This window comes from Bradyrhizobium sp. AZCC 1578 (assembly GCF_036924675.1).
GTDB lineage: Bacteria > Pseudomonadota > Alphaproteobacteria > Rhizobiales > Xanthobacteraceae > Bradyrhizobium.
The window spans coordinates 304,168-317,147 of the sequence record NZ_JAZHRZ010000001.1 but is presented as its reverse complement, the minus strand read 5'-3'; the positions used below and the strand labels follow the sequence as shown (position 1 = coordinate 317,147).

The following is a 12,980-nucleotide window of genomic DNA, read 5'->3' as shown; positions in this document are numbered from 1 at the left end:
ACAGGGAGGCACGAAGGGAAACAGGGTACTGGCGGAAGGGGTGGGATTCGAACCCACGGTACCCTTGCAGGCACGCCGGTTTTCAAGACCGGTGCCTTAAACCACTCGGCCACCCTTCCGTCCTTGGAGGATCAGGCACTTAGCGGATGGTTTATCTGAACGCAAGGCGAACATGGACCCAAACCGGACCCAAATCACCTAAGATCCGAGAAATCCACTGGCGATCATTGCCAGGGTCGTGCTCATGGATTCGTCGGCCCTCTTCGCGCGCTTCCGTTTGGCGTAATTTCGAAGCAGCACGGCGGGATCATCGCCGATGCGTTCGGCCACGCGATGTACAGGAATGCCGGCGTCGAGCAGGGCGGTCGCGTGGATGCCGCGAAGGTCATGGAAGCGGGTAGATCCGAAGCCGAGAACGCTGGCACGCCTGGCAAACTCTTTGGAGAAGTTGCGCGGGTTCCGCGGCGCGGTCAGGTTAATATCCTCTCCGCGCTCGGGTACGGCCGGGAACAGAAACGCCTTCGGAGGCAGCCGCACCAGTGTAAGGTCGACGTCGGTGCCGTCGGGGACCCCCGACAGCAGCCGTTGATGCTTCGCGCGCTCGACCAGCAAAATGGCCAGGGTGGCGTCGTCCAGGTCGATCGTGCGGAAACCGCGCTTCGTTTTCGGCGGCTTTATTCGGATGCCAAACTTTTTGGTCTGCTCGAGCGCGCGCTCGATCCGGAGCTTCTTTTTTTCGATGTCGAGATCGGTCCAGCGCAACGCCAACAACTCATTGCGCCGGGCACCGCTTGCGGCTGCCAAGGCCACGATACAAAACAGGCTCGAAGAAGCTTTGAACCCGGCGATGAGGGCGGCGAGTTCTGTTTCCTCCAAACCTTCGCCGAGATCGTCGGCCTCGTCATCAGCAGGCTGGACGGCATCGGGATTCGGAACTTGCTGGACGTGCGCCATGGGATTGACCGCGATCAATCTGGTACGGTGAGCGGTACCGAGCGCAGCGCCAAGCACGACGTGCACATGGTGGGCAGTCCTCGGCGCAATCTTGCCTTCGAGACTCGCATAAAGCTCATCAATCGCCGCCGCACGAAGCTGTTGCAAGGCTTGATCGCCGATCGCGGGTTTTACGTGCGTGTTGAGCAATTGTTCGTAGCGCTCAAGTGTGCGTTGTCCCACCTTCTTCTTCTTTCTCCCTGGTGCCCCAGCCTCGATCCATCGATCAATCCACTGCGAGACGGTCAACTTGTTGGGGTCAACATGGTCGCCGGTGTCGCCCGCCCGGATCAGAGCCCTAAGCTCCTTTCGAGCCTCGCCGAGCGTGCCGTGTATTGTCTTTGTGAAGCGCTTGCCGCCTATCCGATAGCGCAAGCGGTAGACGTTCTCCCCGCGCTGATCGATGCCACCGTCTCCGAATGCTCGTTTAATGCCACGCTGCTTCTTCACGGTCCGCTCCTGGAAAGGGCAGCTGCGATTTCGCCGATAGCCTTTCCATGGAGACTGGCCTCCACCGTGAAAGAGTGCTGAACGAAATCCTTGCGATGCTGGAAGCTGGATAAGTCTGTATTCTTTCCTTGATAGTGAAACTCTGCCCGGCCCGTTTTCACCCAGTGTACGGTAGCCTCCAATTCCTTCCGGCGAACATCCACGCTCCTGACACGCTGGGCCAAATTTACATCTCCCATTATTGCGGATAGTGCGTTTTTGAAGTCAGTAGCGCCGGTAAGGCGGCAGTATTTTCTCTTATAGTGAGTGTGGATCGGAGCGTGGGCCAAGGCCGTGATACGATCGTCCATCTCCGAAAGATTATCTGTTGCCAGGAGAGAAATGCAGATCAACGCGGCCGTCTCTGGAGTCGCTAAAGCTCCTGCGCCCCGGCCACGGCCGTGTGGTCGGGGCAAAAGTCCCAATCGAACCAAAGCTCGCTGCCTCTCATAGATAGCTGCCGGCGTTATTTCGAAATGGGGAACGAGCTTGGGGAGGAAACTGGTGAGACTGGCCATGACTAGTCGAAACTAATCCGATAATTGGTGATCGTCCAGATATATCTTGCATAAAATAACGAGCGCGCACATATTTGGTGAACCACCACAAAGGAGGATTTGCCGTGCGGAACAAGCGCCAGGACATCGATCCAGACAAGTGTCTCACCTACCTTGTGCCGGAGGCCGGCGCGATGCTGGGACTTACGCGCAATGCGAGCTATGCGGCTGCGAAGCGAGGTGACATTCCCACCATCCGGATCGGAAAGTTGCTTCGGGTTCCCAAAGCAGCTTTCGATCGGTTGCTCGCGCAGGCGGGTGCGAAGTGAGCCTTCGGGAATGCGATGACGAATACGACCGCCTCGTCGCAAGACTGAACGATAACTGGCGGGTAATTGAATGCCGTGACAGCATCCAGTGGATACTACAGCGCCGTGGATCGCCAGAAAAATCGCGTAAAGACGATTGGCGTGGCCGGTCGTACTGCCGCACAGCAGATGCGTTGCGTCGCTGCACGCGAGAATACGTAGGCGAGGTCGACCCCAGAGCGATGGCGATCTTGGCCGGCCTACCTAAGTGGATCGAAGATCGCCCACGGGAGATAGGCCTTGAAGGATTGCATTGTGATTCCGTTTCCGCTGGCGAGTCGCAAAGTCATGATCGATCGTTTGGCACGACACGCGTCGGCAATGAGTCCCGCTGCCGCTGAGCGGCTGTTTCAGCAGCAGCTAAAAATCCAAGCTGAGGTACTGCAACGACGGGGCGTGGCCGGTGACGACATCCAGCGTGAGGTGGATCAACTGAAGCATGCTCTTCGCGCAAGATTGGCCCAGCGGCGCGGAAGCCAAGGTGCGACGTGAGTGGTAAGCGCAGAAGCTCAATCGTCGGGCAATGGGCAGCCCGAACTGTCGAGATGCTTGAATCACCTGCTTATAGGGTTTTGAGCCTGTCTGCTCATCGTGTGATAAGCCGAATCGAAGTCGAGCTAGCGCACCATGGTGGGAAAGAGAACGGTCGGCTTCCTGTTACTTATGAAAATTTCGAAGAATACGGTATTGATCGTCAAGCGATTGCTCCCGCAATCCGCGAAGCGGAAGCGCTGGGCTTCATCGAAGTAACCGAAAGAGGAAGGGCAGGGAACGCTGAGTTCCGAAAGCCCAACAGATATCGCCTCACGTACCGAGATAACCATGGCGGCTACAACGGCACTCACGAGTGGCGACGATTTGCAACGATGCAGGACGCCGTGGTTTGCGCGCGGGCTGCTCGACGCGCGCCGGCCGACAAATCGAGAAGCCGGTGTGGTAAAAACTCGAATTTCCGTGTGGGAAACCACACCCGAAACCAAGAAATCCATAGTAGTGAATCCCCCACTACATGCATCACCGGGGAATCCCAAACTACTATAGATATCTCGGGGAGGGGGCCGCTGGGCAAGCTCGCGCAAGGCGGCAATTGAGCCGGCCAGTCTTGTATTCTGCAGCGGCCACTTCCATGGCACGGCGGATGCTGAACTCCATTTCGGTATGATCGAAGACCCCCGCCTGCGGCGAACCTCCAATTCGACTGGCCCACACCGAGCCGCGGGATCGTAGGGAGGCCACGTAGAGCGAATCGAGCTCCCGGCGGTGGTTACCCCACTCCCAAGACTGCTTATTTCATCTACGCGGCGCCGGAAGGCTTTGGAGTGGCCATCACACTGCCCTGGACCACGAGATAAGGGTTTGGCTCTCGGATGTCGCGAGACCGCAGCCGACGCTTGCGATCACATGGACGGCGGACAGCTAGCACCGTGACAACCGCCGCGGCCATAGCGTCTTGCTCTTCGGAGCGCGCGATGTCGCAACGGGATTTCGTGCACATTGTCGCAATGCGGGCAGGCTGGCGCTCGCGTGGAGCATTTGCAATGTTGTTTCAATGTAAGAGCAGACCCGTCGTCAGGAGCAAGGTTGATGCGATACGAGGATATGAGTTCGTCTGAGCCGGAAATGCTCTAGACATCGTCGACGAAGAAGCGGATGCTGCCGTCGGCAGAGGGTCTGCGCATGCCAGTCACTTCCGCGCGGTGGAGAAATCCGAAGCACCCCGATGAGATCGAGGGCTACGACGTCCACGTCATCGCGAATCTGGGGCCATCGCAGTCACTAAGTGATCTGCTGTGGTTGGAGACCTCTCCCGGTCACGGCCTGACGGCGACCGCCGCCAACGCCGCGACGACCAACCCGAAGATCACTGTCCTCTTCGTCCCGGAGTTCCGTCCGGTCGACTTCACCGCAAACCCGATCAAGCACGCCACCAACGACGTCTCTGTCGACCCGAAGACAGGTGTCGTCACGTTCAACCAGCACGCGCCGCTGCCGGCCGACATCCTGCACAACTTCATCATACGCCCGGCCGTCATCGATGAAACAGGTGCTGCGCTCGCCGACGTGCCAGCGATTCGGATTCACCTGCACCCCGGGATCTCGCGCGCTTGGATCACGCCGTCGATCCTGACCGCACATAAAAGCGCGGGCGGCAATGACACGCCGGTGCGGTTCCGCATCCTTGCCGAGTTCGGCGACGATACGAACGGCGACATCACGAATCATCCGGGGATCGTTTGGGACACTCTGGCTCCCACCAAGATTTTCGTGAAAGCGAGCACCGCGGAGTTCTGGCCGGTCAACGCGGCGAGCGGACACCTCCAGATCAAGGCGACGCTCCCAAGCTCCCTCGGTGGAAGCACGGTCCAGGGCACGATTCGCGTCGCCGATCCGCTCTCGACCGCCGTCACGGTCGACCCCGTCGGGCAGCCGAATACGGCGCTTCCACAGGAAGACCAGCTGAACATCCTGTTTCTATCCGAAGGGTACCTGACGACCCAGAGAAACGAATTCAACGACGCGGTGAACGCAGCGACCCAGGCAATGGAGAGTCCGCGCGTCTTTCCGATCAACCGCATGCCGGCCACTGTCAAGTTCTGGTCCGCCTTCGTTCCGTCGCGCGAGGCGGGGCCATCGGTCTTGTACGAGACCTTTCACTCACCCTGGGATCCTTGGTACGAGGTCGTCGATCCTCCCACCCTGCCGGGCGCGCATTCTCCGTCGATCAGCGAAGTTGTCGCTCGCACGCTGCCCGTGCCGGCCGACCAGACGACGACGCTGGCGGACCAGATCCCACGGTGGCGCAACCTTTATGGTCTCTTCGCCTCGACCCTCATGAACGTCGATGCGGACGTGCACAGGCTCTGGCAGCGCATCGGCGATCGCTACTTGATCGACGAGAGAGATACGGCGTTCGGACTGGCCTATGGCGAGCGCCCACGCGCCGAGGTATATGACGTGCCCCGCTCGATCGCGATGTCGCCGCTGCGGATGAAGCGCGAAGCGCTGGATCTCATGCTTAGCAACCTGTCTCGCGACGGCAAGTGGGGAACGCCCGGCAAGCCGTCGTACCCCTTCGTCGTGTTCTTGTGTGCGGGGTCCCGTCAGGGAGGCGCGCGAGATCCCGGCACGAGCACGTTGGCGTTTGGCGTGCATTCGGAGCTGCAAGTTCAGGCACAGGTACAGGGCTTCGCGCACCAGGCGATCCTCGATCCCTATCCGCCGACGTCTTACATCGACACCGACACCGTCACGACGCTGGTCCACGAATTGGCGCATGCGTTCGGCGTGCCGGCGAAGCAGTACAACGTGGGCCTCGGCGATGAATACGGCGAATTTCCTCTGGCGCGGCCGATCACCTCGAGCGATGAGAGCGACATCTTGAGGTATGGCAACATCCAGAGTGAGAAGACCATCAAGGACGCCGCTGCAAAGCTCCAAGGCGATACCATCAAATGGGCTCAATGGCACCGAATCGCCAAGGCTGCCGTCATCACGTCCGACCTTCCCATCCTGACGAGCTCACCATTTCAGATCAGCCACGAGGGAACAGCCCGGGGCGAGGAATTCCACAAGGATGAGGTCGTCAGGATTCGCGGGCGGCCAGTGGCGCTGTCACCCGTTCCGACGGACGAGCTGAAGATCGTCAGCGTCGACAGCCGGTTTCAGATCACCGTCGAGCCGCTGAACGCAGGAGTGATATCGCTGTTCGCGCGCGGCAAGGGGGACATCGTCTTCGTGCCGCGGCGAAAGGGCGCTACCGAGCTGATGATGATGGCGAAGGCGGTCCGCGACCACATCACCACCACCAATCGTCCCTTGAACGCGCGCCGACCGCCGGCCGCGTACGCCTGTACGGCCACCGAATCCGAGCCGCAGGATCCGCGCAATCTCCCCGCGGAAGGGCCCGCGTTCAAGTTGCCGCGGTACCACCAGTGGATCGTCGGGATCTACGACGGCGGCCAGCAGTTCAACTGCGGAGTCTTTCATCCGACGGGAACCTGCTTGATGCGGCGGCAAACCCGAGCCTACCTGGGCGACACGCGCAACGCGATCTACGCGTTTTGTCCGGTCTGCCGGTACATCCTGATCGACAACCTCGACCCCACGAAGCACGGCAGGGCGGACGCCGCGTATCAGGTCATTTGGCCGGAGCCGCCGTGAGTGATAGCGACTTCCTTCCGACGCTGGCCCGGCACCTAGGTCTGGCCGTGCAGCCGCTCGCCGATGCGGTGGCCAACCTGGAGCACTTCCAGACGTTCATGCTGTCGCTCGGGTGGTCGGTCGACGATCTGCCCCCCGCGTACACCGCGCTGGGCAGCGCCGTCGATGGCGCGCTGGATGCGGTCACGCAGCTCGTGGACGATCCCAGCATCGAGCACGCGGCGGCGGTGCTCGAAGAGGTGCGCCAGCTCTACACAACGTTGAAAGGGATCGGCGACGCGCCCGCCGGCGTGGACGTGGCCGTGTTCCTCGAGAGCATCGCCGACCGGATCTTCGAGCTGCTGCTCGTCGACTACCTGATGCGCGCACTGCCGGATGTCTGGACGTTGTGCCGGATGACGGGTGTCATCACCATCAGGCCGACTCCCCCCGCGGGCAGCCGACCCGCTTTCGTTGAGAAACGCTTCCGCTTCGATCAGATACCCGCCATCGTCGCCGATCCCCTGTCACTTCCGGAGCGGGTGTACGGGTGGGGCACCGCGGAGCTGAACTTCCCGCGCGTCGTTGATCACCTCCATGATCTCTGCACGGCGCTGCACATTCCCGCTGGTATCGATCGCGTACGCGATCCTGACGACGCGGGGTTCTCGGCCGGGCTGCAGGCGCCGGGACAGGCCTTGCCGAAACCGGTGAGCTGGGAGCTGCGCATTCCGATCGCGCGACCGGTGATCGCAGACGAGGTCGTTCCTGTCGATCTGGTCGTCGTCGAGTTTCCCGCCGACGAAGGGAGGCTCCCGGGTCTCGCGCTGCGCCCATCGATCCCGAGCTCGCTCACCGAGGAGGTGGAGCTGGCGGACGACCTGAAGCTGAAGATCCGCGCCGGCAGCGACATTGCCAGCGCGTTCGGGATCATCGTGCGCCCGGGCGACGTTCTCGTGCGCTACCCGTTTGCGCCGGGTACGCAGCCGCCGTCAGCCGGGTTCGGCGTGTCTCTCGACTACAACCCGCCTGCGCCGTCGGTTCTGCTGGGCAGCGCGGGCGCCACCCGCCTCGAGTTCAAAGGCGCCGAATCCAGTCTCGGCTTCGCGTTCACGCAGGGCGAGCTCGAGCTCCAGCTCGCGTCAGACGTGCACGGACTCCAGGCCGTCCTTGCCCTCGGCGATCAGGATTCGTTCCTCGCCAGCTTGTTCGCCAACCACGATCTGACAATCCCGATCCAGCTCGGCATTCGCTGGAGCAACAAGCGTGGCTTGGCCTTCACGGGTGGCGCCGGGTTCGAGATCACGGTCGCGCCCCACTTGGAGCTGGGATCGATCACGATCGACACGGTCCACCTCGCGGTGCTGGCCAGCCTGTCGAGCGGCGCGCCGCCCGCGCTCACCGCCGGCGCCGACGTCGGGATCCACGGCGCGATAGGCCCGATCGGTTTTGCGATCGATGGGCTCGGAGTAACGCTGACGGCGACGTTCGCATCGGGGAATGCCGGCCCGTTCGACGTCTCCACAGGTTTCAAGCCGCCGACGGGCCTCGGCGTCTCGATCGACACCAGCCTGGTCACCGGCGGCGGGTTCCTGTCGCACGACGTCGCCACCGGGCGCTACGCCGGCATCCTCCAGCTCCGCATCGCGAAGGTGGGGCTCACCGCGATCGGCCTGCTCGACACGAGGTTGCCCGACGGAAACCCGGGTTACTCGTTCCTCATCATCATCGCGGCCACCTTCCCGACGATCCAGCTCGGATACGGCTTCACGCTTAACGGGGCCGGGGGATTAGCGGGGGTCAACCGGACGGTCGCGATCGACGCGATCCAGGCCGGCCTTCGGACCGGAGCGCTCGACCGCGTTCTGTTCCCCGACAATCCGATCGCCAACGCGAACCAGATCCTCTCCGACATCCGCACGATCTTCCCGCCTGCTCAGGGCCGCTATGTCTTTGGCCCGATGGCGCTCCTCGGCTGGTGCACGCCGACGCTGGTCCACATCAAGGTCGGCCTCATCCTCGAGGTTCCGCTGCCCATCCGGTTGCTGCTGGTGGGCTCGCTGAGTATGGCGCTGCCGAAGGAGGACGAAGCGCTCGTCGCCCTCCACATCGACTTCCTCGGCGTGCCGGACCTCGAATCGTTGCGCGTCTCGGTGCTCGCGAGCCTGCATGACTCCCACGTCGCCGCGTTCGCCATCAGTGGCGATATGGCATTCCTCCTGGATTGCGGCAGCGACCCGGCGCTGATCCTCGCCGTCGGCGGCGTGAACCCGCACTATCAACCGCCCGCCGGGTTCCCGATGCTTCAGCCGCTAACCGTGTCGCTAGGCTTGGGCGAGAACCCCCGCATCACGCTCAAGGGGTATCTCGCGCGCACCGCGAACACCTCGCAAGTCGGCGCGCTCGCCGAGCTCTACGCCGAGTACGGCGGCTTCAACATCTACGGTTGGATCGGGTTCGACGCGATGTTCTCGTACCTGCCGTTCGCGTTCGTCACTGATTTCAGCGGCGGCGTGAAGCTAAGTCGCGGCAGCACGAAACTGGCTGGCGTGTCGTTGAGCGCCACGCTCTCCGGCGTGTCTCCGTTCCACGCCAAAGGGCGGGCCTGCGTCTCGCTGTGGCTGTTCGACGTATGCGTCGGGTTCGACCACACCTTCGGCGATCTGAAGGACATCGTCCTCGCCGTGATCGAGCCGCTCCCACCACTGCTCGCGGCGCTCGGCGATCCGCTGAGCTGGAGCGGCACGCTGCCAACGGCGGTCTGGCGCGCGGCGAGCGTGACCACGCCGCTGGGCGAGACGCGCGTGCTGATCGATCCTGTCGGCGGCATCATGCTGCGCGAGCAGGTGCTGCCGCTCAACCGGACAATCACGAAGTTCGGAGAAGGGAAGCCGAGCGCGCCCGTCGCCTACAACGTCACGGCGGTCCGGGTGGCCGGCGAGGACATTCCGTGGACGGCGGTGCAGGACCAGTTCGCGCCGGCGCAGTTCGCGGAGTTCAGCGACGCCGAGAAGCTCTCGCTCCCGTCGTTCGCAAAGATGGATGCTGGCTTCGAGATCGTCGGGACTGGGGTCAAGACCGGGCCGGGGCTGGGCACCGACCTCGTCTACGAGACGCGCATCGTCGACCGGCCGTGGGCCGGCGCGCCCGCGCCCGACTACCCGCTTCCGCTCCGGAACCAGCTGGTCATGGTCGCCTCGGGCGCGGCAGGCCGGGCGCCGTTCCGGCGAACCGGGCCGGAAAAGTTCTCCACCGGCCGCGCGCTGAGCGGCCCCGCCGTCACGGTCAGCGACGAATCCTTCGTAATCGCCGGGGTCGCCGATCTTGCCGTCCGGCAAAACTTCGGCACCGGCCTCTCGCAGCACGGCGCCTACGACATCCTATCGCGGCACCTCGCGCTTCATCCCGAGGATCGCGGTACCTTGCAGGTCGTATTGGCGGCGGAAGGCGTGCTCCGTGGCTGACCTCGGCAGCTATACGTTCGTGCCGTGGCTCCGGCGGGGCATGGCGACGGCTATCACCCGCGACGAAGGCGTCGCGCCGCCGCCCGGCAGCGGCGTCGCGCGGATCGCGCTGTCGGTCAGCATCACGCTCAACGAGACGATCACGCCGCCGCCCGTCGATCTGGCGCTGTTCGGGCCCGGCGACGTCACCGGCGTCGATCGAGACGCGATTATTCGCGTCGCGCCGACGCCCGACACGTTCGACGTCGAGCCGAACTATTTCCCGCTGATCGAGTTCGATCAGGCCGACTTCCCCTGGCGCTACACGCCCGCGCGCGCCAGCAGCGCCGACCGGCTGACGCCGTGGATCGCGCTCGTCGTGTTGCGCGACGACGAGATCAAAGAGGTGCGCGAACCGGCGCACGCCGGATCGCTGCCGCTGCTGTTTGTCGACGACGCCGCCGTGCTGCCGTCGCTCGCGCAGACCTGGGCCTGGGCCCACGCGCAGATCTCGGGCGGCAAGAACCTCGGCGCGGCGGAGATCGCGAGCGTCATCGCGGCCGATCCGGCCCGCGCCATAAGCCGGCTCCTCTGTCCGCGCCGGCTGGAGCCGTTGACCGCTTACACGGCGTTTCTGGTACCAACCTTCGAGCGCGGCCGTCGCGCCGGAGGCGGCGAGCCAGCGCCCGTCGACCTGGATGCACTACAACTGGCCTGGACGGACAGCGGTCCGGTCACGCTGCCGATCTACCACCGGTGGCGGTTCGGCACGGGCGCGGCGGGCGACTTCGAGTTCCTCGTCCGTCAGCTCGAGGCGCGCGTTCTGCCTAAGACGATAGGCCGCCGGGATCTTGACGTGTCCACGCCGGGAGACCAGCTCCCGGCGGCCTTCGACCGCGCCGTCGGGCTCGAGGGCGCGCTCCGAGCCATCGGCATGGAACGCACCGACTGGTCGGGGTCCGTCCAGCAGTCGTTCGTGGCGAGGCTGGCGGCGCTGCTGAATCTCCCCGCCGACCGCCTCGAACAGCCCGGCGCGGATCGTGCGGTGGTGCCGCCGCTCTACGGCTGCTGGCACGCGAAGTCCGACCGGGTGCGGCCGGCATCGGAGCCGATCTGGTTCAACGATCTCAATCAGGATCCGCGCGAACGCGTCGCGGCGGGCATTGGCGCGCGTGTGATCCAGACGCAGCAACGGCAGCTCATGGCGGGGGCCTGGGCGCAGGTCGACGGGATCCGCGAGGCGAATCAGCGGCTCCGGTACACACAGCTCGCGCGCGAGCTCGCGCTTCGCATCTATCGCCGTCACATCCCGGCAAACCGGCCGGACGAAGTGCTGCAGCTGAGCGCGCCGCTCCTTAGCCGCGTCGTGGCCAGTCCGATCACGATCCAAGCGCGCCTCGCCGCAAGCCCCATCCTCCCGGGGACGCTCGAATCGCAGTTCCGGCGCGTCCTGCGCCCGCGGGGGCCGGTGGGACGGCGGCAGGGGCGGACCGGCGCTCCGTGGACCGGCTTCGATCGCATGAACCGCGGCGAGCTGAAGGGGCCCGGTCCGGCGCTGACGTCCCCGAACGTCGTAACAACGACCTCCGCGCCACCTACCCGCCCGCCGTGGGACACGCCGGGCAACATCGTCCGGCTCCGGCGGCGGGCCGAGCGCCTGCCGTGGATCGGGCTCGCCCTGGTGATCGTGGGGCTGCTGCTGTGGCCGGCAGCCGGAACTGTATCGGCGATCGCTGGCCTCGCCGCGGGCGCCGTTGCGGTGGTGGCGGCGCGGCAGGCGCGGCAGCAGGTCGATGCGTCGGCGCGCCTGGATGCGCTGACCGCCGGCAGCTTGACGCCAGCCCAGCTGGACGCGGTCGAGCCGCCACCGAGCTTCGCGCCGGTGGAGATTCCGGCGGGCCGGCTCGAGCCCCCGCCGGGCAGCATCGCGCGCGCGGGCGGCGCCGAGGCGTTCCGGACCGCGGCGCGCGAGCTCGCCACGCAGCTCACTGATCGGGCCGCCGACGTGCCCGAGCTCAAGGCGGTGAAACTGCCGGAGCTCGGCGCCAAGGTGATGGCCGCGATCGATCCGAAGGTGAGCGTCGTGGCCGGGCTGCGCGACCGCATGAAGCTGCCCGGCGGCGTTCGCCAACCGACTGCCGATCCCGCTGAGACGGTGATGGCGGCGCCCACTTTTCCGCAGCCGATGTACGCGCCGCTCGCGGCCGTCTCGCAGGACTGGATCCTGCCGGGCATCAAGGACGTCCTCCCCAACACCGTCACGACGGTGCTTACCAACCAGCGCTTCATCGAAGCGTACATGGTCGGTCTCAATCACGAGATGGCACGCGAGCTCCAGTGGAACGAGTACCCCACCGACATGCGCGGCAGTTACTTCCGCCAGTTCTGGGACCCGGCCGGCGGTGACGCCGCGCCCGGCGCCGAGCTCGACATCACGGCGCTCGATACGTGGGACCGGACGTCGGCGCTGGGGCAGCATTCCGTGCGGGTGCCGCCACCGGGCGGCGAGCATCTGGTGCTGGTGATCCGCGGCGAGGTCTTCCGCCGCTATCCCAACACGCAGGTGTATGCGGTGAAGGCGAAGGCCGCTTCCGGCGGAACCCACGATCTCACGGACACCGAGCTCTTGCCCGCGTTCGGCGGGCGGCTCGCGCCCGACGTCGCTTTCTTCGGCTTCGACCTGACGGCGGCTGACGCGCGCGGCGACGAGACCGCGGGCTCCGTCAATCAAGGATGGTTCTTCGTCCTGCAGGAGCATCCCTCGGAGCCGCACTTCGGCCTGGACGTGCCCGACGTCGTGGGGGGCCGGCCCGCGCGCTGGTCCGACCTGTCGTGGGGTCACCTCGCGACGACCGACGGGGAGCTGAAGGCGATCCGCAACATAGATCTCGCGGCGGCGTTGCCGGACACCACGCAGGTGAATCCGACCGGCGGCGCGAAGTGGCACCTGCAAGAAGGCGCCCGCGCCGCCGATCTCGCGTACATCACGCTTCAACCACCGATGCGGGTCGCCGTGCACGGATCCGACATGATTCCCCCTCAGGCTTGAG

Annotated in this window: 7 protein-coding genes and 1 tRNA gene; 5 read left to right on the top strand and 3 right to left on the bottom strand. The window is 64.7% G+C overall.

What is annotated here, in order from left to right:
* Nucleotides 1-29: 29 nt before the first annotated feature.
* Together V1290_RS01700 and V1290_RS01695 are read right to left on the bottom strand one after the other, a co-directional pair.
* Nucleotides 30-119: transfer RNA gene (locus V1290_RS01700), tRNA-Ser, on the bottom strand.
* A gap of 79 nt (nucleotides 120-198) precedes the next feature.
* Complete coding sequence (locus V1290_RS01695) at nucleotides 199-1,443, bottom strand: tyrosine-type recombinase/integrase (protein ID WP_334362693.1); 1,245 nt, start codon at nucleotides 1,441-1,443, stop codon at nucleotides 199-201.
* Nucleotides 1,444-2,104: 661 nt separating this feature from the next.
* Here V1290_RS01695 and V1290_RS01690 point away from each other — a divergent pair.
* Nucleotides 2,105-2,308, top strand: coding sequence for a helix-turn-helix domain-containing protein (locus tag V1290_RS01690; RefSeq protein ID WP_334362692.1), 204 nt, complete (start codon nucleotides 2,105-2,107; stop codon nucleotides 2,306-2,308).
* A 279-nt stretch (nucleotides 2,309-2,587) separates the two neighbouring features.
* Entirely contained in the window at nucleotides 2,588-2,839 is a 252-nt protein-coding gene (locus V1290_RS01685) for a DUF6074 family protein (RefSeq protein WP_334362691.1), read from the top strand.
* 125 nt (nucleotides 2,840-2,964) lie between these two features.
* Here the strand turns inward: V1290_RS01685 and V1290_RS01680 are convergent, their stop codons facing one another.
* The gene (locus V1290_RS01680) at nucleotides 2,965-3,336 is read right to left on the bottom strand and encodes a hypothetical protein (RefSeq protein WP_334362690.1); all 372 of its coding nucleotides are present in this window, start codon (nucleotides 3,334-3,336) and stop codon (nucleotides 2,965-2,967) included.
* Between the two features lie 661 nt (nucleotides 3,337-3,997).
* On the opposite strand from V1290_RS01680, the gene V1290_RS01675 reads away from it, so the two are divergent.
* The 3 genes from V1290_RS01675 to V1290_RS01665 are packed head-to-tail and all read left to right on the top strand — an operon-like array spanning nucleotide 3,998 to nucleotide 12,979.
* A complete protein-coding gene (locus V1290_RS01675) occupies nucleotides 3,998-6,508 on the top strand; it encodes a hypothetical protein (protein ID WP_334362689.1) in 2,511 nt (836 codons plus the stop codon).
* Nucleotides 6,505-9,951 (top strand): DUF6603 domain-containing protein, encoded by a 3,447-nt coding sequence (locus V1290_RS01670; RefSeq protein ID WP_334362688.1) that lies wholly within the window; start codon nucleotides 6,505-6,507, stop codon nucleotides 9,949-9,951. Before V1290_RS01675 ends, V1290_RS01670 begins: the two co-directional genes overlap by 4 nt.
* On the top strand, nucleotides 9,944-12,979 hold the full coding sequence (locus V1290_RS01665) for a hypothetical protein (RefSeq protein WP_334362687.1): 3,036 nt from the start codon (nucleotides 9,944-9,946) through the stop codon (nucleotides 12,977-12,979). Before V1290_RS01670 ends, V1290_RS01665 begins: the two co-directional genes overlap by 8 nt.
* The last annotated feature ends 1 nt before the right edge of the window (nucleotide 12,980 follow it).

What these genes read in the sequence shown, in the direction of transcription:
- V1290_RS01675 (WP_334362689.1), top strand. Translation starts at nt 3,998, where the DNA reads ATGCTGCCGTCGGCAGAGGGTCTGCGCATGCCAGTCACTTCCGCGCGG.
- V1290_RS01680 (WP_334362690.1), bottom strand. Translation starts at nt 3,336, where the DNA reads ATGGATTTCTTGGTTTCGGGTGTGGTTTCCCACACGGAAATTCGAGTT.